The sequence below is a fragment of the Paenibacillus sp. GL_099_B genome (assembly GCF_057835695.1).
In genome coordinates this window covers 2,824,394-2,848,847 of the sequence record NZ_CM174430.1, presented here as the reverse complement: position 1 = coordinate 2,848,847, position 24,454 = coordinate 2,824,394, and the positions used below count along the sequence as shown (strand labels likewise).

At 48.2% G+C, this 24,454-nt stretch carries 18 protein-coding genes; 8 read left to right on the top strand and 10 right to left on the bottom strand.

Going from position 1 to position 24,454, the window contains the following annotated elements; all coding sequences use genetic code 11:
* Positions 1–107 precede the first annotated feature (107 nt).
* From AC3ITG_RS13325 to AC3ITG_RS13315, 3 genes are all read right to left on the bottom strand, one after another.
* Positions 108–1,016, bottom strand: coding sequence for a hypothetical protein (locus AC3ITG_RS13325; RefSeq protein ID WP_489253994.1), 909 nt, complete (start codon positions 1,014–1,016; stop codon positions 108–110).
* A gap of 60 nt (positions 1,017–1,076) precedes the next feature.
* Positions 1,077–1,817, bottom strand: a complete 741-nt coding sequence (locus tag AC3ITG_RS13320; protein WP_413377987.1) for a polysaccharide deacetylase family protein — start codon at positions 1,815–1,817, stop codon at positions 1,077–1,079.
* Between the two features lie 395 nt (positions 1,818–2,212).
* Positions 2,213–2,716: a ferritin gene (locus tag AC3ITG_RS13315; protein WP_489253993.1), complete on the bottom strand. Its 504-nt coding sequence runs from the start codon at positions 2,714–2,716 to the stop codon at positions 2,213–2,215.
* Between the two features lie 174 nt (positions 2,717–2,890).
* Between AC3ITG_RS13315 and AC3ITG_RS13310 the strand changes: the two genes are divergently transcribed.
* Positions 2,891–4,153, top strand: a complete 1,263-nt coding sequence (locus tag AC3ITG_RS13310; RefSeq protein ID WP_489253992.1) for an amino acid permease — start codon at positions 2,891–2,893, stop codon at positions 4,151–4,153.
* A 56-nt stretch (positions 4,154–4,209) separates the two neighbouring features.
* On the opposite strand, the gene AC3ITG_RS13305 is transcribed toward AC3ITG_RS13310, so the two are convergent.
* From AC3ITG_RS13305 to AC3ITG_RS13290, 4 genes are all read right to left on the bottom strand, one after another.
* Entirely contained in the window at positions 4,210–4,329 is a 120-nt protein-coding gene (locus AC3ITG_RS13305; protein ID WP_105409415.1) for a dihydroorotate dehydrogenase, read from the bottom strand.
* Positions 4,330–4,432: 103 nt separating this feature from the next.
* Positions 4,433–4,690 (bottom strand): YolD-like family protein, encoded by a 258-nt coding sequence (locus tag AC3ITG_RS13300; RefSeq protein WP_413377980.1) that lies wholly within the window; start codon positions 4,688–4,690, stop codon positions 4,433–4,435.
* A 163-nt stretch (positions 4,691–4,853) separates the two neighbouring features.
* Positions 4,854–6,548, bottom strand: a complete 1,695-nt coding sequence (locus tag AC3ITG_RS13295) for a hypothetical protein (RefSeq protein WP_489253991.1) — start codon at positions 6,546–6,548, stop codon at positions 4,854–4,856.
* Positions 6,545–13,255, bottom strand: coding sequence for a DUF7507 domain-containing protein (locus AC3ITG_RS13290; RefSeq protein WP_489253990.1), 6,711 nt, complete (start codon positions 13,253–13,255; stop codon positions 6,545–6,547). Before AC3ITG_RS13290 ends, AC3ITG_RS13295 begins: the two co-directional genes overlap by 4 nt.
* A gap of 231 nt (positions 13,256–13,486) precedes the next feature.
* Between AC3ITG_RS13290 and AC3ITG_RS13285 the strand changes: the two genes are divergently transcribed.
* The gene (locus AC3ITG_RS13285; protein ID WP_489253989.1) at positions 13,487–14,605 is read left to right on the top strand and encodes a GGDEF domain-containing protein; all 1,119 of its coding nucleotides are present in this window, start codon (positions 13,487–13,489) and stop codon (positions 14,603–14,605) included.
* A 101-nt stretch (positions 14,606–14,706) separates the two neighbouring features.
* On the opposite strand, the gene AC3ITG_RS13280 is transcribed toward AC3ITG_RS13285, so the two are convergent.
* Both AC3ITG_RS13280 and AC3ITG_RS13275 read right to left on the bottom strand, forming a co-directional pair.
* Positions 14,707–15,228, bottom strand: a complete 522-nt coding sequence (locus AC3ITG_RS13280; protein WP_489253988.1) for a hypothetical protein — start codon at positions 15,226–15,228, stop codon at positions 14,707–14,709.
* Positions 15,229–15,280: 52 nt separating this feature from the next.
* Entirely contained in the window at positions 15,281–16,927 is a 1,647-nt protein-coding gene (locus tag AC3ITG_RS13275) for a diguanylate cyclase domain-containing protein (protein WP_489253987.1), read from the bottom strand.
* Positions 16,928–17,230: 303 nt separating this feature from the next.
* Between AC3ITG_RS13275 and AC3ITG_RS13270 the strand changes: the two genes are divergently transcribed.
* From AC3ITG_RS13270 to mnhG, 6 genes are read left to right on the top strand one after another with little or no spacing between them, the layout of a single operon-like run.
* On the top strand, positions 17,231–20,185 hold the full coding sequence (locus AC3ITG_RS13270; RefSeq protein ID WP_489254458.1) for a Na+/H+ antiporter subunit A: 2,955 nt from the start codon (positions 17,231–17,233) through the stop codon (positions 20,183–20,185).
* Between the two features lies 1 nt (position 20,186).
* Positions 20,187–20,525, top strand: a complete 339-nt coding sequence (locus AC3ITG_RS13265; RefSeq protein WP_024631879.1) for a Na(+)/H(+) antiporter subunit C — start codon at positions 20,187–20,189, stop codon at positions 20,523–20,525.
* Positions 20,518–21,996 carry a Na+/H+ antiporter subunit D gene (locus AC3ITG_RS13260; RefSeq protein WP_413377968.1) on the top strand — a complete coding sequence of 493 codons (1,479 nt, stop codon included), beginning with the start codon at positions 20,518–20,520 and terminating at the stop codon, positions 21,994–21,996. Before AC3ITG_RS13265 ends, AC3ITG_RS13260 begins: the two co-directional genes overlap by 8 nt.
* Positions 21,997–22,002: 6 nt before the next feature.
* Positions 22,003–22,479, top strand: a complete 477-nt coding sequence (locus AC3ITG_RS13255; protein ID WP_413377966.1) for a Na+/H+ antiporter subunit E — start codon at positions 22,003–22,005, stop codon at positions 22,477–22,479.
* On the top strand, positions 22,479–22,763 hold the full coding sequence (locus AC3ITG_RS13250) for a Na(+)/H(+) antiporter subunit F1 (protein WP_053782045.1): 285 nt from the start codon (positions 22,479–22,481) through the stop codon (positions 22,761–22,763). The genes AC3ITG_RS13255 and AC3ITG_RS13250 overlap by 1 nt, the downstream gene beginning before the upstream one ends.
* Positions 22,747–23,139: a monovalent cation/H(+) antiporter subunit G gene (gene mnhG / locus AC3ITG_RS13245; protein ID WP_062324636.1), complete on the top strand. Its 393-nt coding sequence runs from the start codon at positions 22,747–22,749 to the stop codon at positions 23,137–23,139. The genes AC3ITG_RS13250 and mnhG overlap by 17 nt, the downstream gene beginning before the upstream one ends.
* A 139-nt stretch (positions 23,140–23,278) precedes the next feature.
* Here the strand turns inward: mnhG and AC3ITG_RS13240 are convergent, their stop codons facing one another.
* Entirely contained in the window at positions 23,279–24,451 is a 1,173-nt protein-coding gene (locus AC3ITG_RS13240; protein ID WP_489253986.1) for a rhamnogalacturonan acetylesterase, read from the bottom strand.
* Positions 24,452–24,454: the final 3 nt, after the last annotated feature.

Sequence of the window (24,454 nt, the reverse complement as noted above, 5' to 3'; positions counted from 1 at the left end):
AGGTACACCGTCCCTTCGGTGCACCTTGCTTATACAAGGATAGGTTGGCCTGGAGTACTCACTCCGGTCCAGCCTATTTCCTTTTGGAACCTTATTTTAGTTCCATGCTATTTTACAGAAACAACCATGCCCAAAGCTTCCAGTGGCACCTGCTCGGTCTGGAGCTGATGAATCTGCTTGCCATCTTGCCAGGAGATCGTTACATTGACGCTTTTACCACCGCTTGGGTACTCCACGTTCACGAATCCTTTATCCTTCGGTGCAGGCAGTGTACGGGACTCCAAATATTCCACCATTCTCTTCGCAATTCCCGGATTATTCATGTTATCTTCGGAAATGGAACGAATCTGTAGTGTCCATCTACCTTCTGTCCAAGTCAGATACTGACTGCCCGCCGCGCCTTCAGTCATGCCCTTGATGCCATGTCCCAGATCCACTGTCATATCCTTAGGAAAGTCTTTCAAGTCTGTCTCAGGGAAAATATCTGTACTATTTGGATCTTTATATGTCTTCACTTCATAGGATGCCAGAACAGGCACCTTACTGCTAGAGGCCGTCAACGAAGCATCATTCACCGCAACAGGCTGGTCAGTGGAATAAAAGTTAATGTGGAAAGTATCTGAAGTATTCGATGTGATCGATGCAGTCAGATGTTTTCCCTTTTCCAGGGAAAATGAAGTAGGGAACGAAGTGTTTTTCATCTTCAGCTGACTGCGAATGTCCTTAATAACATCGTTCGCGCTTTGCTGGGTTTGGCCGTTACTGCCCGTTTCCGAATTCGACGTTCCACTTCCCGCAGAACCTTCCGTCCCCGTTGTTTCCGTTGTATCGGTTCCGTTATCTTTCGTTCCATTGGAGAAATCAGCGCCTCCACTTCCCGACTGAGCCTGTTCACCAACCGCAGGGGATGTGTTGTCCGCTGATGATGGTTTGGTATCCTGACCACCACACCCCGCAAGAGCAAGCAGCACTGCTGTTGTCACAGGAATCGTCATCCATAATTTAGGTTTACTCATGTTGTTGTCCTCCTTGAAGCCGTTATTGGAATCAGCTTACATTGTTGTCTAGCCAGAACTTTAACGTTTGTCATTCCAGAAATTCACGGGCTGTATTTTCTTGGTCAGCACTTCAAACTGGTATCCTTCTGCCTTCAGTGTTTTTAACACTTGCGGAAGTACTTTCAATGTTGCTTCCTGGTCGTGCATCAGTACCACAGGGGTGGTTCCGCTCTTTTGCACATTATGGATCTGCTTCATCACGCTGTTGTAAACTTTCTGATGATCCTTCTTGTATTTCCAATCTTCGGAATCGACATTCCAATCCCACAGATGGAATCCACCCTGACCCAGTAGAACATTGCGATATGCCGGTTTGAGATACGGCTTGCTGCCGTATGGAGTACGAACGAGGCTGGTTTTGACACCTGCCACTTTATTCAAGCTTTCATTGGCCTGCTGCATTTCTTTCAAGCCGCTGTATGCGGATTTATAAAATTTACCGGGAACATGCGTTACGCCGTGCAAGCCCAGTCCATGTCCGTCTGCAACAATACGCTTGGTGGCCTTCTGAAATTTCTCCATCTGAGGTCCAAGCATGAAGAATGTCGCTTTGGCATTGTACTGATCCAGAATATCCAGTAATTGTCCTGTATGAGCGGTCGGCCCATCATCAAAAGTTAGATATATGATCTTGGAGCTCGCTTTATTTCCAGCATTCTTGGATGCGGATGATGTAGCTGAAGCCGACTGCGGCAATAGCAATGGAATGATAAATAGAATAGCAAGTGCGGTGATGAACGTTTTACGAATATGTAGCATAATAAAAGTCTCCCCTATGTCTTGTATTTCCCCGGGTGTCTATGTTTCTCTCATTGCAGCCCTTGGCGATAATCCTAATACTATCAAAAAGAGTGCGTCCCATTCTCGCTTCAAATGCTACGTTCGAGTTACACTTTTGTCAGATTACCCAAAAAAATAAAACGAATTTGATAGATTTGCTCGAAAAAGAACATCCGTCGGGATAGATCAATGTTGACATATATTCTATTAACCCAAATTGTGGTTTCTGATAGATTCATTCTGGAATTTATATGAAGCAAGCGAGGAATCTTAAAATGATATAACAAAAAAGCCTGCTCGAGAGCAGACTTTTCATATGTAGATCGATTTTCTTGTCGTTCGGATAAATCCTGATTGCTTTGCTAAGTCCCCTCTTACTCCGCAGGAGCTATGAACGAACGTTTACCAAATTCGGCGTCCAGCATGTAGAAAGCATTGCTGTCTTTTTCGATGCGGCGCAACTTCTGGATGATATTATCAAACAGTGCTTCCTCTTCGACTTGCTCATCGATGAACCATTTCAGGAAATACATCGTGGCATGTTCACGCTCATTCAGGGCAATGTCTGCCAGATTGTAGAATTTTTTCGTGTTTTGCTGCTCGTGTGCATATCCATGTTCAAACACATCCAGCATCGAGGAATATTGATTCTTCGGCTCTGGCAATGCAGCAAGCGTAGCCCGTTGTCCTCGGTCATTCAGGAATTTGTATATTTTCATCGCGTGGAACCGCTCTTCCTCTGCTTGTACGATGAAGAAGTTGGCAAATCCGTCCAGGCTTTCGCCGGAACAGTATGCGGCCATCGCGTGATATACGTGAGCCGAATAAAATTCGAAGTTCATCTGTTCGTTCAAAGCTTCTGTCAACTCTTTACTCATTAGGGGTACACCTCATTCTTTCTCTAGGGATGGTTTTATTTTATCATAACGTCCACACGACTGATATCGAAAATTCTACAAAATTCGCCAATGACTGATTGCATCTCTTCCTATATAATTACATAGTTCTCGCTCTAAAATCATTTCATTCTGGAAGGCAGGCCATTTTATTTCATGAACACATCTTCTTCGCAGCTCAAAAAAACGATAGGTATGCCGCAAGCTGTTGCGCTTTATATAAGTGCAGTTCTCGGTTCAGGTGTCCTGATTGTACCCGGACTTGCTGCCGAACTGGCAGGGCCGGCTTCACTTCTCGCCTGGGGAGGCATGGTGCTGCTGATTCTCCCTCTTGCCCTGTCCATGGGATTACTCTCAGCCCGTTACCCGGACGCAGGCGGTGTATCCCATTTCGTTACCCTCGCTTTCGGACAACGGGCAGGAGCCGTAGTTGGCTGGTTCTTTCTAATGTCCGTTCCCATCGGTGCTCCTGTGGCTGCCCTTACAGGTGCAGGCTACATGACAGCTGCGCTGGGACTCGGGGAAGGATACAGAACAGCGATTGCCGCCCTCATGCTGGCGGCTGGACTGATCATTAACATCGTGGGCATGCAGGTCGCCGGAAAGGTACAAATTGGCGTTGTGCTGGCGATTATTATCGTGCTCGTCATGGCATTTGTGTTCGCTATTCCGAATATGGAATCCGTACATTACACACCATTTATGCCAAGTGGTTGGGTCAGCGTGGGACAAGCTGGAGCCATTCTATTCTGGTGTTTTATCGGTTGGGAAGCTGTATCTCACCTGTCTGAAGAATTTACTGATCCACGCAAGGCAGCTATTAAAGGCGTAACGATTGCAGCCATCATTGTAGGTGTGCTCTATTTCCTAACTGCACTGGCGACAGTCGGAACTCAAAGCTATCTTCATGGCGGAGCAGATGTCTCCCTCGTATGGATTATTAGTCAGGCTCTCGGTTCCTGGGGAGGATTACTCGCTGGGCTGACTGGCATATTTATTTGCACCGCTACGGTCATTGCATACGCTGGTGCTGCATCCCGTGTCGCCTATGCACTAGCAAGACAAAGATCCGCCCCGCAATGGATGTCCCGCTTATCCAGTCGGTACCATACACCAATTGCTGCAATCGGCTTCCTGGCCATCTGCTTCACTCTCGTGTTAGGCATATACGGATCAGGTCTGGTGTCACTCACGACACTTATTCAGTTGCCTAATGCAACGTTTATTCTCACCTATCTTGGCGGATGCGCAGCCGGAATTCGATTACTCAAGGGCAATCGTACTGGGGTAACAATCAGTTGGATTTCCTTTGTGACGACAGCCATTGTGTTCCCTTTTGCCGGGTGGGCCGTTCTCTACCCGGTGGTGATCGTCGTTCTCTACGGACTGCTCAGCAGCAAACGACAACACAACATATAAACAAAAAAAGCTCTGCCGCGATGGCAGAGCTTCCTTTATTCATCTGGAATTAATAATTATACCAGGAACGCTTTGGAGATGATAACCAACAGGATGAACAGAACCAGAATGGCACCTACAGAAGTAAAACCTCCGTATCCGTAGCCTCTTCCTTCTCCACCTAATACTTCGCTCATTGACCGTACCTCCTCTGCAACAGGTATGGGTTATCTTATGCAGAGAGAACGTTTTTGACAGGGCGGATGCCCTAATTGTTCAGATCCTGTTTATAATCTTCGTTCAGTAACGGGGGGAATCAATACGCATAATATCCAGGAACGGCACTTTGGCCGTAAATTCCTCTTCCGTATACTCCACATGCACAAGCCGGGTACGTGAATCCAGCTTGACAATCATCCCATGAACCTGATCTTCCTTGCCCCATACGGTCAGTAACACTTCCGAACGTTCACGGTATGCTTCGACCAACTGATTCCCCAGCTCTTCAAGCTCAAACTCATCCCGGGTAGGTCTTTTTGCAACTTTTGCTTTTGCCAATGTAGCGGCCTCCTCTATAGCTAATCCGACGTCCCGAATCCACGGGTTATTTGCCGAGGTCATATTCAATTAGTATACCATTCATTCACGTTCGTGTAATGTCATGACTCCAAAATGAAGCAAAAATCCCCTTACATTTACAGGTAAAGCTATTGTCTCCCCATTATTCATCGCCATCTTCAACAATAATGGTGTATACATTCGAAATGGACTGTCCTGAATGCTTCAGACCGTTCAACTCGTAGGTATACATTGCAGTTACGGAACCCTGCTGGATTCCCAGTTGTTCAGCGGAGGATATTTGTGCAACGTAAGTGATCCATCTCTCTGCTCCGGGTTCCATTTCACCCAAATGTAAATATCTTGGCGAAGAATACTCTGAAATGATCGCTCGATCCCTAACTACTGCCTCCCCAATCCATTTGGCACCTGGAGGAAGGACATCAGCTAACTGCACCCGCGCGGGCCAGGACCCTGTGTTGGTCACATGTACATGAAAGGTTACATTTCCTCCCCTTTCGATCAGGTCAGGCTTCGCTTCCACATGGACCGAGATGATGGGAAACTTCAACTGAATGACAGCCAAATTGGAGGATATTATTCGTTGCACAGAACGAGAATCTGGTAAGCGAAATGTATAGATCAGGCGAGCCTGATTCATCAGCTCGAAGACTGCAGGAACATCCTGCTCCTGCTCTGTAAGATTCACTTCAAATTGGATATTAACCGTAGATCGTGCAGTCAGCGTTCCCAGATTGATGCCTTTGACCGGACTTGTTCCACGCCGTTTCACACCATTCCACCCGAGACTTCCCTCGACATAGCGCAAGCCTGGCGGAAGAAAATCCGTCACGATAGCATCCACTGCAAATGAACCTTCGTTGTGTACCGTTATCTGATATTGAACGGTATCCCCAGGAGTAGCGATAGACGGATTCACACTTTTTACAATCGAAATCCGAGGCTGAATGACTTGCAAAGTTGCTACGTTCGAGTATACAGTCTCCAACTTGTCACCTGAAGTGTACTCTAGAACTGCCTGGGTTGTTAAACTCTCTGCTATGCTTCCTCCCGTTACCTGTACTCGAAATTGAATTGGAACCGATCTTCCGGGCAGTACCTCGCCTATCATAATTCCGGAATCAGGCGTCGTCTCAGGAACAAAAATCTCATTCACAATGACACTTCCCGGTAGAAATTCAATGCCTTTGGGCAATGGGATCGTTACCCTTGCATCGTTTCCTATCACAAAACCCGGATTGCTCACCAAGAGGTTGTAAGTGACGATATCCCCGACAAAGGTCTGTACACGATCTGCATTCAAAACCAACGACAGACTTGACGAGACCAGGCTTACTTCTACCACGTTGGATTTCTCTTCTCCCTCAACCGTTCGTCCTTCCGGCGTCACAAACTCATAACGCGCCTGCGCTTGATTCACCAGTTTCAAGGCCGGTGGGAGACCGACGATGATCACCTGGAAATGAATTCGCAACGTCGCTCCGGGTACGACTTCCTGCGCCGGAATCCCTCTCTCTGGTGATACTCCCGGTAGCGGAGTCCCACCCAGAAGTACACTATTGGGAAGAAGTGAAGTTTCCGGCGAAAGCGAATCCAGCACATGGACCATAGCAGGACAATTACCGGAATTCACAATTTCAATCAGGTAGGTCAGCGTCTGCCCCAGAGCAGCCTCAGCAACGTTGCAAAACTTGTGAACCTCAAGCCTGGGGCCGATCCATGGTGTAACTACCGTATTGGAATAGGCCACTTGTTCCAGTTCAGTCGCACCCGAGCTGAATCGAACCAGTGACTGATTCTGTAGCGTGTGGGACAACGAACCGGAAGATTGGCTCATATCACCACAACCTCTACTCTGAATGTAACGGTAACTGAAGCACCGGCAGCAATCGAACCGAGCGTTATTCCTGTATTCGGATTCCCGGTAGGCCTTGCAACGCCATCCACGGTAACACTTCCCGGGATAAGTACGGTGCCTGTTGGTACAGGGTCTACCATGACCACGTTATTGATCACTTCGATGCCACTATTGGTTACAACAACTGTATAGGTGATCACATCGCCGACGACAGCATCAACTGCACTTGTGCTTTTGACAACAACAACATTTGGTGCAGATACAGGAATCACCAGAACGTTGGAGGATACTGTGCCCGTCAACTGACGCCCATCCGGCGGACTAAATGTATAATTGGCCACTGCCTGATTGACCAGCTGCTGATTCTGCGGCAATGAATCCACAGTAACTTCAAGGGTGACCGTTACATTAACGGACCCTCCTGGAGGTATGGTGCCAACAACAATCCCTGTCTCCGGATTCGCACCTGGCTGTGGAACACCATCAATCAGGACGCTGTTGGGAAGTAGTACTGCTCCATTCGGAATATTATCCGTAAGTGTCAAATTGGCTGCTAAATTCCCACTGTTGGAAATGGTAAAAGAATAGGTAATGATGTCACCGATGGTGGCATTGGACGTACTCGCTGTTTTGGTTACGGCAATAATCGGCTGATAAATTGGCGTTACCACGGTATTCGAATAGGCCGCTCCCGAGAAGACACCCGATGTGAAACTTACCGATGACTGACTGCTCACTTGCGGTGGTGCAGGCAGCGTATTGACACGTACCGCATACGATACCGCTACAGATGCTCCAGGTGCCAAGGAACCAAGCGCTATACCCAGTGCCGGGTTTGCCGAGAGACGCGGAACGCCATTAACCAGGACACTTCCAGTAACAAAGGTAACAGCCGAACTAATTGGATCGGTTAACACGACATTGTTGACAGGATCAATTCCGTTATTGGTTACGACCATCTCATATACAATCGTATCACCCACTACAGCATCGATTACTGGTGTTGTCTTGACAACACTGACATTCGGAGCAGACACCTGAATATTGAGAGAATTGGACGATAGACTGCCTCCCAATGTTCTTCCATCTGGCAACGTGTAGGAATAGGTTGCTGAAGCCTGATTGGTTATGGCCTGGCTTAAAGGGAGGGTGATGATCACGACCGAGAACATGACTACAGTTGTTGTGGAGACTACGCCCAGCGGAATCCCTGAAGCCGGATCGGCTCCTGGTGCCGATGCCCCATTAATAATGACGCTATTCGGCACAAGTTCGGTTCCTGCGGGAATGGTATCGGTTAACGTGACAGATGCCCCATAGTTCCCTGCATTGGAGATGGCAATGCTGTACACAACGGTATCCCCTACTGTAGCTATAGCCTGGTCTCCCGTTTTGACCGCCGACAAAATCGGCTGATAAACCGATGTTGTAACCGTATTGGAGAATGTAGTTGCCGAGAACACACCTGATGTAAAGCTTACCGTGGACTGGTTATTCAGCACCGCACTGGCCGGGAGTGCTGTAACCTGCACACTAAACACAACGGTTACGGTAACTCCTGGTGCGATCGAACCGAGCGTTATTCCGGTAGAAGGGTTGGCTCCGGGTCGAAGAACACCATCTACAAACACGCTGTTTGCTGTAAGAACCGTACTTGTTGGCACTGCATCCGTAAAGACCACATTGCTGACAGTCGCAATTCCGTTATTGGTTACTGCGATGCTGTACGTTACGACATCACCAACGGATACAGCCGTAGATGTCGTCGATTTCACCACATCGACATCCGGAGCCGAGACCGAAATGGTCAGCACATTGGATAGAACAGATCCTGTAATGTTCCGGCCGTCCGGCAATGTAAAGGAAAGAGCGACCGAAGCCTGATTCACCAGCTGTTGTGGGGTTGGCAAGGTATCAATAACCACGGAAAAGGTAATCGTTGTTGTTGCCCCGGCAGCGACGGTGCCTGCCGGAATGCCAGTTGCGGGATTGGCGGCAGGTAATAGTTGACCATTCACAATCACACTGTTCGGAACAAGAATGGTTCCTGCAGGGATATTGTCCGTTAGGTTAATCTGGGCACTATAGTTCCCCTGATTGTTGACGTTAATCGTGTAACTGACGGTATCCCCAACGGTAGCATTTTGTGTACTCGCCGTTTTTTGTGCTGATAGAATGGGCTGAAATACCGGTGTAACCACGGTATTGGAGAACGTTGTGCTTGAGAATGTCCCCGAGGTAAAACTCACTGTGGATCGATTGCTTAATTGTCCATTTGGTGGGATCGCATTGACATTGATACTGAAAGTCACAGTAGCGGACGCTCCGGGAGCGAGCGTTCCGAGCGATATCCCCCCTGCCGGATTGGAGACGGGCTGCACCACCCCATTCACTGTGACACTACCTGCAACAAAGGAGGCTCCGGTAGGAATCGGATCCGAAAACTGAATATTGTTTACCGGTGCTATTCCACTGTTCGTTACCTGAATAGAGTAAGTGACTGTATCACCTACGGCAGCCGCAGTCGAAGCTGTGCTTTTAACCACGGCAACGTTTGGCGAAGAGACTGGAAATGTCAGTGTATTTGAAGTAGCTGTTCCTGTTAACGTTCGTCCGTCAGGAGGTGTGAATGTAAAGGATGACGCAGCAAAATTGCTAAGCTGCTGCGGAGATGGTAGTGAATCCACTACAACGCCGAACGTCACAACAGCTGTCGCTCCTGCTGCCACAATGCCTACTGGAATGCCCGTTCCAGGCGTCGCTCCAGGCTGTGGCACACCAGATACCACAACACTGTTGGCTACTAAAGTAGTGGCAGCAGGAATCGTATCTGTTACTGTAACGTTTGCCTCCAGATTTCCTGTGTTGCTGACAGTTACCGTGTATACAACCGTATCACCTACGGTCGCATTTACTGTATTCGCCGTTTTGACGAGTGAAATTTGCGGTTGTATGACCGGAGTCTGTGTTGTATTGGACGATGATGACCCCGAAAATGAACCGGATGTGAAGCTGACCGTCGACTGATTGTTAATCTGCGAAGGGATCGGCATAGTAATCGTCACCTCAAAAGTTACGGTAACCTCGGCTCCTGGCGCCAAAGTACCGATTGGAATGCCGGCGGTCGGATTGGAGAGCGGGAACGAACTCCCGTTCACAATGACGCTTCCGGGTACAAATGGGGTATTCGGAGGAAGAGGGTTGACATATACCACATTGTTAACGGCTACGGTTCCGTTGTTGCGAATAACAGATGTGTATCGAATGACATCTCCGACTACGCCGTACTCTACATTATCACTGTTTACAATCGATACATTGGGCAGGGATACAGGAATGTTAATGATGTTCGATGACATGAAACCGGCAACCGTTCTCCCACTTGGAAGAGTGTAGGCGAATGATGCTACTGCCTGATTAGTCAACTGTCTTGAATCAGGCAAACTTGTAACCGTTGCAACGAAGGTAACTGTAGCGTTTGATCCTGCAGCGATCGACCCCAGACTGATTCCTGTTGCCGGGCTAACACCCGGTGTAGGTATACCATTAATAATGACGCTGTTCGTACTGAATACAGCTCCCGCAGGAATCGGATCTGTCAAGGTAACCGTTGCGGCAATATTGCCTGAATTGTTGACTTGGATGGAGTAATTGAAGGAATCCCCTACTGTCAAATTCGATGTGCTTGCTGTTTTCGCTACTTGGATCACTGGCTGATATATCGGTGTATTCACCGTAACGGACGAAGATACGCCATTGAAACTGCCTGACGTAAATGCTGCACTTGCCCGGTTGCTGACTGAACCCGTGGACGGAACGGATGTCACTCTTGTTTGATAGGTCACCGTTACGCTGCTCGAGCTGGTCAAGGTTCCCACAGCAATACCCGAAACCGGACTTGCACTTCCGGCAGCAGTTCCATTGATAGTGACACTGCCTGGTACGAACTCGGAGCCGGACGGCGTATCCGAGATCACGAGATTTTGTACTGCACTAGTTCCCGCGTTTGTTGCAATAACCGTATAGGTAAGTACATCTCCTACAGTTGCATCCGGCGTGTTTACTGTTTTGCTAATAGAGATATTGGGGGCCGATGCAGATATGCGTACGATATTGGATTGGCTGCTGCCTGAGAGATTCCGTCCACTCGGAAGCTGGTACGTATAACTAGAAGTCCCCTGATTCTCCAGTGTTGGCGGAGATGGGAGTGTAGTGAGTGTGGCTCGGAACACAACCGTTGCAGTTGCTCCTGGCAGGAGACTTCCCAGCGTTATTCCGGTTAACGGGCTGGTTCCGGGACGTGCAGCACCATTCACGGTTACTGAATTGGGGACAAACGTCAGGCCTACTGGAATCGTATCGGTCACCGTTACTTGAGCCCCTAAGTTTCCAGTGTTTGTCACCACTAGTGTATATGCAAGCTGATCTCCCAGTGTCGCATTCGTTTGAGTCGCCGACTTGTTGATGCCAATGATCGGCTGATATACAGGGGTTGTGATGGAATTGGAGTTGGAAATACCCGTGAACGAACCCGAGCTATAAGACACTACGGCTCGGTTGACTAGCGAACTTGAAGCAGGCAGGGACTGCACATTAACCTGAAACGTCACCGAAGCAGAACTTCCGGCTGCCAGCGTTCCTAGCGAAATTCCACTGCTCGGATTGGCCGATGGTACGACAGTTCCTCTGACGGTCACACTGCCGGGTACGAATGTAGTCCCAACGGGAAGAGAATCCGTGAGTACCACATTGTTAATCACCTGGATGCCGCTGTTGGTCGTAACAATGGTGTACGTAAATGTCTCCCCTACTGCAACATCAGTGACTGATGCCGATTTTACCGTGGTTACATTGGGCAATGTAACGGGAATCGTCAAGGTGTTCGAGGCTAATGTGCCGTTAATGGTGCGACCATCAGGAGAGTTGAAGGAATAGGAGGCCGTGGCCTGATCCACAAGGGTTGGAGGCGTGGGCAAGCTTGTTACAAGTACCTGGAAGGTTACGGTATTTGTACTTCCTGCCGCGAGACTCCCCAAATTAACGCCAGTCGCAGGATTGGCGCCTGCAATCACATTTCCATTCAATCGGAAGCTGCCAGCCACGTAAGAGCTGCCACTCGGGATGTTATCCGTTAATGTCACGTTGGCAGCAACATTCCCCCCGTTGTTCACCTGAAGCGTATACGTGACCTGGTCGCCCACCGTGGCGTTGGTTGTGCTCGCCGACTTCACAATGGACAGGTTTGGAGAATAAACAGGAAGTGTAGAGTTATTGGACGGAATTACTCCCGTAATCACTGAGCCTCCTGCCACACTTTGAAACGTAAAGGCGGCATTCGCTGAATTCACCAGCTGCAATATGCTTGCATCCTGGCCAATGAGCGCACGGTAGGTTACAACGATACTGTTGGATAGGTTTAATGAACCAAGCGGAATGCCGGTGGTCACATCGAGTGTTGGGCGGGACACACCAGCGACCGTTACACTCCCTGGAATGAAGGTGAGACCTGCAGGAAGTGAATCGGATAGCACAACGCTCGCCGCGCTGGCTGTACCTGCATTACTGACGGTAACGGTGTAAAGTATGCTATCTCCCGCTACCGCACCTGAGGCAACAGATGCCTTCGCTACTGTAATTTTGGGTGCATTGATGTCAACCTGAATCGCATTGGCGTTGACAATGTAGGCATCCCCGGAGGTCGTTAACGTTAACACCGCAGAAGACTGGTTGTTGATCAGTCTCGCTGACACATCCACATTGGTAATATCCCAGCCTTGACGTCCGCCGATAATATTGGTGCCTGGGGCGCCGTTCGTCTGGTTCCGCGTTCCGAAAGTTCCTGTTGTATTAAGTGCTCCAGTATCTCCGTTGATTTGGGAAGCAAAAAAGTTTGCAGCCAGATTGTTTGGTCCGGACAAGGCAACCGAGGTTGCCGAGGTTGGCCCGAATAATGCCTGATCCCCAGTCCGGTTCGCGTCCCCTTCCTGTGCACTGAACAGGGCTCTGCCTCCCAATGCACCTGAAAGCGGAGTGGCAAATCCAGTCAGTGTGGTAACAACTGGAGCCGAGGTAGATTGGACAAGTACTCCACCTGCACGCAAGGACATGTTGCGAAAGGGCAGGCTGGGGTTCTGATAAATGACTCCAAGTGTCCAGCCTGCATGATTGGCTGTAGCATCATTAGTGATGACAATCGTTCCTACAACTGCTCCGGTGGTATATGTACCGGCTCCCCCATTTTGTACAAGCGAAGTAACATTGGCTGAACGCACATAGCCAGCAGCGCCGTTCCCTAGATCAAATTGATTATAAGTGGCTGGGTCAGGAGTAACACTGGATGTACCTGCTGGTGTAATAAATGTTACCGGATTGTTAATTGCAGCACTCAGATTGACTGTTCCATTGATGTAACTTCCACCCCAGATCAATTCTGCATACAAGACGGTGCTGCCAGCAGGAAGAACGAGTATTGCCGCTGAACTGTTGCTCTGATACAGGCTCGTGGTTCCCAGTGGATAGGTACCGTACTGGACGGTGGCGTTGGTTGTCGTAAAGGCTCCAATACTGTCCTGTGTTCCGGGTACTCCGGCTGTGTCCGAACGACTCAGTCCAAGCGTGTTGCCTGTAAATGTAATTGCTCCCGTAGCATTAACGGTTGAACGAACGACAAGAGGAATTGATCTCACCTCCCCTTCATCTTAATTGGAATCATATGAATTGGAGCCTTCACACACAGTCTATGAGCCTGATTTGGATTTTTGTTTGTCCTATAAAAGAACTTTATGCGCTTTGCACTTATGTAAGCTTTGTTTTCATATTTAAATTAAATGATTTGCGTTTCGTGCAATGTGTTTTATAATTAAAACATACGAGAGCAATGCCTGTCGTATCATTATGATGCAGTCAGCGGTGATATATTGAAGAGTCCCAACTTACATAGCAACCATATCCCAACCGAGTACGAATTCAAGCATTCCAAATGGATCAAAAAAATGCTTCGCGCTTACTGGGTCGTCGTATTAACGCATGTTGTCATTCAAATAGGCTGCTTTCTGTTTCTCGATTATGATCGCACTCCAATAGATTTCATGATCTATGTTTTATTTTGGCCTACATTAGCCAGCGCTTTAGCTATTCTGATCGCCAGTTGGGTAGAACGCCGTTTCAGTTCATTTTCCTTCTATTCCATGTCCATGGCCAGCACAGTCATTGCCTGGACTATCATTCATGTCAATTACGATATTCGGATCATCCTGGCCATTTGTCTGTTGCCAATCTTTGCTTCGGTTCTGTTCTTTAGCAAAAAAAGAGTATGGACGGTTTGCCTCATGCAGATGATTGGTTATGTCATCGTACTCTGCGACCCAGCCTATCGGCTGTACTTATCTTCGTTTGACATGGTTTCCATTCCGGCTTTTCTCATTGTAGGTACATATGTTGCACAGTTAATTGTTACGAGCGGTGTGGAGGTACTGGATGATCTTCAGGCCAGTATGCTTGCCAAGCAGGATCTGATTGTGCGAAACGCAATTATGACCAAACAGTCCAAGACAGACGGGTTAACCAATCTGTATAATCAAAGCTCCTTTAAGGACTACTATGAAAAAGCGTTTGAATATGCCAATAATGGCATGAGTCTACATTTAGCTCTGATTGATATTGACAACTTCAAGTCAATTAATGATACATATGGGCATCGGGTGGGAGACGCCATTCTGGAGAGAGTCTCTCTGGTCATTCAGGAGAACATCACATCAAGCGATATCGCGGCGCGTTATGGTGGAGAAGAATTTGCACTGTTAATGTTTGAGCAACCTTTCGAGCAGGCATATGCCTTGGTGGAGCAGATCCGCAAGAAGATCGCCCGTCATGTTCATTTGGAGCTTGAAGGCGCTTATATTACGGTAAGTATCGGGCTCAAAAGCTACAGCGCCCATCTGTCGAAGGACAAGCTGTTTGAGGAAGTGGATGCGTGTCTCTATGCCGCCAAACGAACGGGGAAAAATAAAACGATGACGTCCCTTGATCTGGTCTAGTACTTCATATAAAATGCAAAAAAAGTAGTGCTGTTCACCGGGAAGCCGGCTGTACATCACTACTTTTTTTACTGCCTAATCGTCAATTCGAATGTATCGGTTCATTCTGCCCATTCCCAGCGATGTGCATTTTGCTCCAGTTTCGGGTGGAGCTTAACGGCATCTCCATCAATAATCAGACGTACTTCCTTAATCCAATCTTTGAACGAATCAAATGATGCGAACTGATTCGCCATCTCCACCGTGAGATACAGAAAATGGGGAGCAGGATATTCTTCTGCCATATGACGCAACGCTGCTTCAATCGGCGTATACTTCTTTCGTTTGCCTTCCCAGCCTTCCACCCGTATGCGGGAGGATGCATGCTCCCTTCTCCAGCCATGAAGGCGATCTTCCCTTTTGTAAAAAGGCTGCACACCATCTTTGCTCATTCGCTTCACTGTATTCTCATGCAGCGGATAGAGCACAAGTTGCACAAAGGAACGTGTGTCCGCAATATCAGCGGCGTGTACAAGCTGTTCATCTGTTATGTGCTCAAATGAATCATAGAAAATCAGCGTGCCTTTCCGGGTAGCCGGGGGCGGTTCGTAGCCATAGGGTACATTGGTATATTTTCCAGACATCTCATCGCTCCTTGCCTGTATGCTGATCAGTTACCTCATACTTTATATTATATTATTCTCTAACCGTGTTCTTCAATTCTGGAAAGAATGTCATTCTATTTTTGCCCGCACGTTTCGATTCATACAGCGCTTCATCTGCCATGCGGATAATTTCACTCGGATTGCCACTATTGGTAGGATACTCAGCGCCTCCAATGCTGCAGCCAATATGAATTCGCTCATATTCGATAATAAACGGCTTATTCAGGCTCTGTATGATATCTTCTGCATAGGTACGAGCTTCTTCTCTTGGATTGCTTCCCACAGAGCGGAGCACAATGAGGAACTCATCTCCGCCAAGCCTTACCGTGATCCCCTTCTCATGACTGAGACTGGTCAAACGCTGAGCCACTTTCTGTAGCAGAACATCTCCGGTCTGATGTCCAAGCGTATCATTCACACTTTTGAATCCATCCAGATCAAGATAAAGGAACGTTAAGATGTGATTTTCACTTTCCATCTCCAATGACTCTTCCAGATAGAGTTCGAGTGCTGTTCGGTTCGGCAATCCGGTCAATTGGTCGTAGTGGGCCAGATTCTGCATAACAACCAGTTCCGAATCCTTATTCGTTAGCGAAGTCAGCATATCTCCCAGGGAACGCGACAGCACTTCGATTTCCCTAAAGCCTCGATTTTCCGGAATCTGTACTTGTTCTCCAGCACCAAGTCGATTCGCGACTTGAGTCAGCCGAGCAATCGGGGCCGAGATCTGGCGGGAGATTAGCCAGCCAATCAGTGCAAACAGCACCGTAACCGAGAGCCCTGCCCACACATTGAACCAGAGCATGTCGGTCACGGAGGAAAACGCCGCTGACTTGAGCTGACGAATAACTACCGTCCACCCAAGACCGGGATAGTCCAGATGCCCTTGGCTGGTCGCAAATCCTGTTACATATTCTTTTCCATCCGGCCATTCTTCTATGGACCAGCTGCTTTTGTTCAGTCTTGCCCCTTCAATGCCCGATAGCTTCAAAGGACGACCAATCCATTCTTTTGGACCAAGCAGCACCGTATTTTCCTTTTGACTGACAATAAACATCTCGATGTACTTTTCCTCGTGTTTCAGCGGCTCCAGGACACTTTCCTCCACTTCCTTCGCCCAGGCCCAGCTCAAATGTGCGGCAAGCACGCCAGCAATCTCTCCGTTTTTGTATTTGACCGGAAAGCTGATATCGACAAATTGCAGTGGTTCGCCGGTTGGGTTCGGAAGCAGCTTCGCCAGAAGGACTGCATTATGGACATCTCCAATAAATTTACCCTTGATGCCCTCCTGATACACAGGTCGTTCCGATAAATTTTCACCGCGCAATATACCGTCTGTGGAAGCCAGCACTTTTCCTTTGGGATTCATGAATCCAACCCATGAGAAAGTGGGAAAGCTATCTTGAAGCTGATTCAGCAGCACCTGCATTGCGGCAGGCTGAAAACGGTCTTCCAGGGCAATCATTCGGCCCAGAAGATCTAATTCGCCTGAACGCGACCACATAAAGCGATCCAGCTTGTCTGAAGTCTGAGAAGCCGCGCTGATAAGGGAATGACCAATCTCAGTCTCGACAGCTATGGATGATTTTTGACTCAGAATATAACCAATCGTGAGTGTAACCAACAGGGATAACACAGCGAAGGTCATGGTGAGAACAGTTTTAAGCTTGAATGACATAACTTCCTCCAATAAACGGTGAAACCAGCTTGCTTTTTTCAACATCATTCATGCTGTTAAGAACTACGGGATGTCACCTATTCGTTTTCATCTTTATCGGAAATAATGTCTTTTTTCATTATAAACATCCATACAATATGGGGACACTATTCGCACTGTGTTTCTTCCATTCAAAGAATAGTCACGATTCTGTATATACATACTTGGGTTATGAATATAGAGAGCAAGCATGCTCACAGAGCCATATGGGCGCTGTTTGCCACAACAAAGAGCATTAGAAATTCAGTCATTGGGGGTGTAATGTTGAGCCTGCTTCATGTTGCTGTAATTCTGCCTTTTGCCGCTGGTATTGTACTTGCCATGCTGCATCGTTTCTTCCGTAAAATACATATGGGATGGCTGGTTTTACTTGTCCCGGCCCTATTATTTGTTTATTTTGCGAGCCTCGTACCCGCCGTGTCTCAGCGGATCACAGTATCCGGGTATATCCCCTGGATTCCGTCACTGGACATTGGATTTAATCTATATCTGGATGGTCTAAGTTTGCTGCTGACATTGTTAATCACCGGTGTAGGAACACTGGTGGTGCTCTACTCCATTTTCTACATGGATACCAAAGAAGCCTTAAACCGCTTTTATTTGTATCTGCTGATGTTTATGGGAGCCATGCTTGGCGTGGTGCTGTCAGACAATATGATTGTGTTGTATGGATTCTGGGAGTTAACCAGTATTACGTCCTTTCTCCTGATCGCTTTTCACTACAAACGCAAAGCGTCCACCTCAGGCGCACAGAAATCGTTCCTCATTACCGTATTTGGCGGATTCGCCATGCTTGCTGGATTCATGCTGATGTATCTCATGACAGGCACATTCAGCATCCGTGCAACCATTACGGAATGGGGACAGATTCAGGATAGTGCACTATTCTTGCCCGCTCTTGTGCTGATTCTGATCGGTGCTTTTACGAAATCGGCGCAGTTCCCGTTCCACATATGGCTGCCTGACGCCATGGAAGCTCCAACACCGGTTAGCGCCTATCTGCATTCGGCGACCATGGTCAAGGCGGGACTGTATGTCGTCGCCCGGTTTACACCCATCTTTGGTGGACAGGGATTATGGTTCTGGCTTGTCACCGGGGTTGGACTGCTCACCCTGTGTTATGGATCATTCCTTGCCGTGAAAAAAAATGACCTTAAGGCGATCCTGGCCTACTCTACCATCTCACAGCTTGGTTTAATCATGTCCCTGCTCGGCGTTGGCTCGGCGGCCATCTATTTCGGATATGGCGAATCCTCCGCGATGTACACGGTTGCCATTACGGCAGCACTGCTTCATCTGTTCAATCACGCTACCTTCAAAGCGGCACTGTTCATGGTCGTTGGCATTGTGGATCATGAGACAGGCACGCGGGATATAAGGAAACTCGGCGGACTTGCTTCATTTATGCCAGTGACCTTTACGGTAGCGCTCGTCGGAGCACTCGCCATGGCCGGAATTCCGCCGTTTAACGGATTTCTGAGCAAGGAGCTGTTCTTCCAGGCTATGGTGGAAGTAACACACCTCCGCATCTTTGGACTCGGATCATGGAGTATACTCTTGCCTGTGTTCGCCTGGCTCGCAAGTGTGTTCACTCTGATCTATGCGCTTATTATTGTGTTCAAAACGTTCCTTGGTCGCACCCGCAGCGAGATCCCTGCCGAGAAGCTGCATGAAGCTCCCGTTGGCATGTTAATTCCTCCGGTTATTCTCGGGATACTCGTGATCATATTCGGTCTATTCCCGAATCTGCTGGCTGGATCATTAATTGAACCGGCGATGGCTGCTGTACTTCCATCACTGTTGAACGGAAATGAACACTTTGATGTTCACTTCTCTCTATGGCATGGCATCACACCAGAATTAATCATGACCATTGGTGTAATCGCCCTCGGTATTACATTGTACAAACTGCTGCCGCGCTGGAGAACGATTTATGAGCATTACCCACAAGGTTTAACGATAAACAATATGTACCATGTCGTACTCGATAACCTTCAGCATTATGCACGCAAATGGACGGAAGCCTATATGAATGGCTCGGTTCGTAACTACCTGGTATACATTTTCTCGTTCACCGTTGCATTGCTGGTTTATGCTTTTTTCCGCTCGGGGGAAAATATCACCTGGAATTTCAAGGGCAACGCCCCTTTTTCTTTCTATGAAGCAGTACTGCTCCTCGCACTGATTGCATCAGCGGTTTCGATCCCTTTTGCCAAGAACAGACTATCCGCAGTCATTATGACAGGCGCAGTGGGTTACCTCGTCACATTACTGTTCGTGCTGTTCCGAGCGCCGGATCTGGCATTGACCCAGATGATTGTCGAAACGGTATCCGTTGCACTGTTTCTGCTCTGCTTCTATCATCTGCCTGAACTGCAACGAGGCAAATCAAGCCGCAGCTATCTTAGTGTAAATATGATTGTTGCCATTGCCGTAGGCGTGGTCATGACCTTTGTTGCATTAGCTGCGAGCGGAACCGCGTCACTCGAGAGCATTTCGGACTTTTTCATTCAGGAAAGTTACAATCTGGCTGGCGGCAAAAATGTCGTCAACGTGTTGCTGGTGGACTTCCGTGGTTTTGATACCTTACTGGAGATTATGGTACTTGGGGTAGCTTCGTTGTCCATCTACTCCATGATTAATCTGAATCTTGAAGCGAGGGACCTTGGTGCAAGACTGAAATTCCGCAAGAAAGAACAGACTGAAGAAACCGATGAAGATGCGGATGACAAAGCGGACAATACGAAAAAGTATGGCAACCGTGAACGCAGCTCATCAACCTGGGATACCGTACCACTGCAAAGCAACGATGTGTTGTTACAAACGACGACCAAGGTTGTTGTCTTTATCATTTTGACCTTCGCGCTGCATCTGTTCTTCGCAGGACATCATAACCCGGGTGGCGGGTTCATTGGCGGTCTGGTGACCGCCGCTGGTCTAGTGTTAATTGCGCTGGCGTTCAGTACAGATACTGTACGCAAAGCGTTACCTATCGATTTTCGCACCTTGACAGCCATCGGGCTGGGCATTGCCTTATTGACTGGAGCAGGCTCGTTTTTGTTCGGCGTACCCTTCCTGAGTCAGACCTTTGGTTATTTCGATCTTCCAATACTTGGAGAAACGGAACTTGCAACCGCCATGCTGTTTGACCTCGGCGTATATCTCGCCGTCCTGGGAGTCACCATGAATATCATTCTACAGATCGGGGAGGATCGCTGATATGGAAATATTGATGTGTGTGGCCGTTGGCATTTTGTTTGCAGTCGCCGTCTTTTTAATCTTATCGCGGAGCCTGCTCCGAATCGTGCTCGGCATGTCCATACTCACTCACGGGGTGCATTTGCTGCTGATTACGATGTCCCGTCTCAAAACTGGAGCACCACCGCTGCTTGGGGAGCAGGCTGAACGCTACGTTGATCCACTTCCCCAAGCGCTGATATTGACATCCATTGTCATTAATTTCGGACTTACCGCCTTTTTCTTTGTACTCTCCTATCGTTCCTATCTGAAGCTGAAAACAGACGATATGGAAGAAGTAAGGGGGCGTCCTTATGAATAATCTCGTTGTTCTTCCCATTCTGCTGCCACTGATTACCGGGGTTATAGCCCTTCTATTCTTCCGGCAGATAAACATCCAGCGGGTTGTGAGTGTTATTGGTCTTTTGCTGACCGCAGCCGCTTCAACCGTCCTGATTACCCAAGTGACACAGTCCGGCATACAGACACTCAATATGGGAGGCTGGGAGCCACCATACGGTATTGTACTTGTTGCAGATATGGTATCGGCCTTGCTCGTCGTGGCCGCTTCGATCATTGCACTGGCGTGTCTGCTCTACGCCTTCCGCAGTGTCAATAAGGAACGGGAAGAACATCATTTTTACCCTTTCTTTCATTTCCTGATTGCAGGCGTGAACGGTTCGTTTCTTACCGGAGACCTGTTTAACCTGTTTGTCTGCTTTGAACTGATGCTTATTTCTTCTTATGCACTGATTGTATTGGGAGGTACAGAAAGACAACTACGGGAAACAATCAAGTATGTCTTGATTAACATTGTCTCATCTGCACTATTTGTTGCCTCTATCGGCTTTCTCTATTCTGTTACTGGCACATTAAACATGGCAGACTTGTCCAATCGGATCGCCGAAGTTGGACAGAGTGGAGTCATTACCCTGATCGCTGTCCTCTTCCTGATCGTATTCAGTATCAAGGCTGGATTGTTCCTATTCTTCTGGTTATCCGGCTCTTACGCAGCCCCTCCGGCAGTGGTCACCGCCCTATTCGCCGGTTTGCTGACCAAAGTTGGCCTGTATGCCATTGTGCGAACATTCACACTAATTTTCTATCATGATCCGGATTTCTTCCATGCCCTTATCGGATGGATGGCTGGAGCGACCATGGTACTCGGGGTAATCGGGGCTATTTCCTATCGTGACGTCAATAAAATACTGATCTACAACGTGATCGCAGGGGTGGGATTTGTAGCCTTCGGGATGGCTGCTGCCAGCCGTCCTGCACTAGAAGGTCTACTCTTCTACATGCTGCATGATATGCTCATCAAAACACTGCTATTCCTGCTCGGAGGCGCTCTGATCGCAGTCGCAGGCACCTCCAAACTCGACAATATGGGCGGGCTGATCCACCGCTATCCACTGCTTGGCTGGATGTTCTTCATCAGTGCACTTGCGCTGGCAGGCATTCCGCCGTTCAGTGGATTTCCTGGGAAATTGTTGTTATTTGAAGGCGGGTTACAGGCTGGCTTGTACGGTCTGACAGGCATTGCCGTCCTTTCCAGCCTGCTGATGTTGTATTCGGTTCTGCGCATCTTCATCCAGGCGTTCTGGGGTGAACCGCCAGCAGGCGCAGTGAGAAGACCTTATGCCGTGAATGGCCTGCTCATCCCTGCCGGAATTCTGTTTGTGTTCATCATCGCGATGGGTGTGGGGGCTGAGGGTATGTTCCAACTGACCTCCCGCGCAGGCGACATTCTGCTGCATCCCAATGTTTATATTGATGCAGTGTTGAAGGAGTAGATGCGTATGGCCTTTCAGATTGTGCTGAATCTGATCATTGCCTTTGTATGGATGTTTCTGAATAATGCGTGGAATGGTGTTGGCTTTCTTACCGGTTATCTGCTGGGTCTGCTGTTGATTGGAAGCATGCGACGGTTCTTTCCGCAACGCTTCTATATCGTTCGTGTCTGGGCGATCATCAAGCTGATTGCCTTGCTAATCAAGGAACTGGTACGGGCCAGTATTGAAGTTATTCGTCAGATTGTGAAGCCGAAGCTTGATATTCGGCCCGGCATATTTACCTATCAGACACAGTTGTCCTCCGACTGGGAAGTTACACTTTTGTGCCTGCTCATCTCACTGACGCCAGGTTCCCTTCCACTTGAGATTTCGGGGAATCAACGCAAATTATTTATTCACGCGCTGGATATCAAAGACGAACAGAAAATGAGTGATGATATCAAAAATACGTTCGAAAAAGCCATTATGGAGGTGACACGATAATGTTATCCTCACTGTTGTTCATTTCCTTGCTTATTCTGTCCCTGGCAATTCTCGGTTGTCTGTACCGGGTACTGCGGGGACCCTCCATGGCCGACCGGATTACGGCACTGGATACGATCGGTATTAACGTCATTGCCATCGTTGCTGTTCTATCCATGATGCTTCATACCCAAGCTTATCTGGATATCATTCTGTTGATTGGCATTCTCGCTTTTCTAAGCACAGTTGCATTTGCACGATATATTGAACGGGGGGCGGTATTCAAAAATGAAGGAGATCGTTGATGGAACCGCCGGAATTGTCATTGGGCTCATTGTCCTGTTGGGAGCACTACTGAGCGCATTTAGCGCGTTCGGACTGATCCGACTGCCAGATGTATATTTACGGGCACATGCCGCCACCAAAAGCACTACACTCGGCGTACTTTGTGTACTGAGCGGAACGTTTCTCTTCTTCTGGTATTTCGATAACTATATCAGTGCCCGTGTATTACTTGGCATTGTTTTTGTATTTATCACAGCACCGGTAGCCGGACATCTGAACGGACGGGCTGCCTATCGCACAGACGTACCCCTATGGGAACAGAGTGTCCAGGATGAACTCGAACCACTTTTGAAAGGTAAAAAGGTCAACCACGAAGCCAAGGATATGATGGAATAGTCACTTGGTTTACAATCAAATACCCCCGGGATATGCCGTATATAACTTGGCCGTCCCGGGGGTATTTTGGGGTTATACGCTCCAGCTTAGTCCAAGCTATGTTCGTTGAGCAGCGGAAATAGGCTATATTTTAATCCAATCAAAATCCATTCAGTCCCTGTCTTCTCAGATCAGCAGCAACGATTCGTGCAAGCTGAGCAGCCCCTTCACGATTCGGATGCAGCGTGTCTCCTGTCATATACAAGGCAAGTGTTGCAGCCGGTCCAATGGAAGTGAAATAAGCCGAACTGAGTTTGTTCAGTTCTACAAGCGTTACGCCCTCTTCCTGAGCGAGTGCACGTGTAGATGCATTGTACCAGCGATTCTCCGCAGTATGCACATTGGCTGAATTGAAATCAGTTGCCCGACCCTGAGGTGTCGATAGAATGACCGTGGCTCCTTTATTTTTGGCTTGACGGACCATGTCACGCATGATCTCCTTGAACTCCGCTTCCGTTGTATTGTTCTTGGCATTTGTATCGTTAATCCCTAATTGCAAAATAAAATAGTCCCCTGGCTTAATATACTTCAGAATCGCTTCCATCTGTCCATCATCGCGGAAGCCTCTTGCAAATTGACCACTAGAGGCCATATTACGAACCTGAAATGTACTAGTGTTCACGTAGGAAGGGAACAGCTGTCCCCAGCCACCTTGTACACTGCTGCTGAGTGGATAGTAGTTGCAGACCGTCGAATCGCCGCCAATATAGATCGTACGGTTCGTCACCGTCTGATTCGATATTTTTCGGATTTCAAGTGCGCTGAGTGTAAATGCCGTGCCTTCCTTCCCTTCAGTTACCAGTAGATTTAACTGTCCATCCGTCACCGGAATTTGAAATTGATCGGTCGCCCCATTACCCGTCATATTAATGATCTGGTATACGCCTTCTGCCGCCACACTCGATCTTGCTGTATTGCCCAGGACCACTTTGACCTCATAGAGACCATTGGACAGATCCACATTAAACGTATTCGTACTTTTCGTTCCAAAAGTTACAAACTGTACGGCATCGCTTGCAACACCTGTTCCAGAGGCAGTGACATTACGCATATTGGCAGGTGTATTGAATCCGTAACCTTTCGCTGAGGTGTAGGCCTCCGTTGCAGACACACCTGTGTAACCGTTCTCAACTACACCCGCACCAAAATCAAATTTGTACTCATTCGCCGCAGCTTGGGCGACCTGTCCGCCATTAGCTGCCAGAGCACCTCCAATCAGACTAGTAAACAGGGTTAGGCAGAGCAAATACCGCACGGATTTTGACCAATTCATAAC

Bases quoted from the DNA above. Each gene is read 5' to 3' on its own strand.
- AC3ITG_RS13240 (WP_489253986.1), bottom strand. From the start codon at position 24,451: ATGAATTGGTCAAAATCCGTGCGGTATTTGCTCTGCCTAACCCTGTTT.
- AC3ITG_RS13295 (WP_489253991.1), bottom strand. From the start codon at position 6,548: ATGAGCCAATCTTCCGGTTCGTTGTCCCACACGCTACAGAATCAGTCA.
- AC3ITG_RS13255 (WP_413377966.1), top strand. From the start codon at position 22,003: ATGGCCTTTCAGATTGTGCTGAATCTGATCATTGCCTTTGTATGGATG.
- AC3ITG_RS13275 (WP_489253987.1), bottom strand. From the start codon at position 16,927: ATGTCATTCAAGCTTAAAACTGTTCTCACCATGACCTTCGCTGTGTTA.
- AC3ITG_RS13265 (WP_024631879.1), top strand. From the start codon at position 20,187: ATGGAAATATTGATGTGTGTGGCCGTTGGCATTTTGTTTGCAGTCGCC.
- AC3ITG_RS13315 (WP_489253993.1), bottom strand. From the start codon at position 2,716: ATGAGTAAAGAGTTGACAGAAGCTTTGAACGAACAGATGAACTTCGAA.
- AC3ITG_RS13325 (WP_489253994.1), bottom strand. From the start codon at position 1,016: ATGAGTAAACCTAAATTATGGATGACGATTCCTGTGACAACAGCAGTG.
- AC3ITG_RS13250 (WP_053782045.1), top strand. From the start codon at position 22,479: ATGTTATCCTCACTGTTGTTCATTTCCTTGCTTATTCTGTCCCTGGCA.
- mnhG (WP_062324636.1), top strand. From the start codon at position 22,747: ATGAAGGAGATCGTTGATGGAACCGCCGGAATTGTCATTGGGCTCATT.
- AC3ITG_RS13320 (WP_413377987.1), bottom strand. From the start codon at position 1,817: ATGCTACATATTCGTAAAACGTTCATCACCGCACTTGCTATTCTATTT.
- AC3ITG_RS13280 (WP_489253988.1), bottom strand. From the start codon at position 15,228: ATGTCTGGAAAATATACCAATGTACCCTATGGCTACGAACCGCCCCCG.
- AC3ITG_RS13305 (WP_105409415.1), bottom strand. From the start codon at position 4,329: ATGAGCGAAGTATTAGGTGGAGAAGGAAGAGGCTACGGATACGGAGGT.
- AC3ITG_RS13260 (WP_413377968.1), top strand. From the start codon at position 20,518: ATGAATAATCTCGTTGTTCTTCCCATTCTGCTGCCACTGATTACCGGG.
- AC3ITG_RS13310 (WP_489253992.1), top strand. From the start codon at position 2,891: ATGAACACATCTTCTTCGCAGCTCAAAAAAACGATAGGTATGCCGCAA.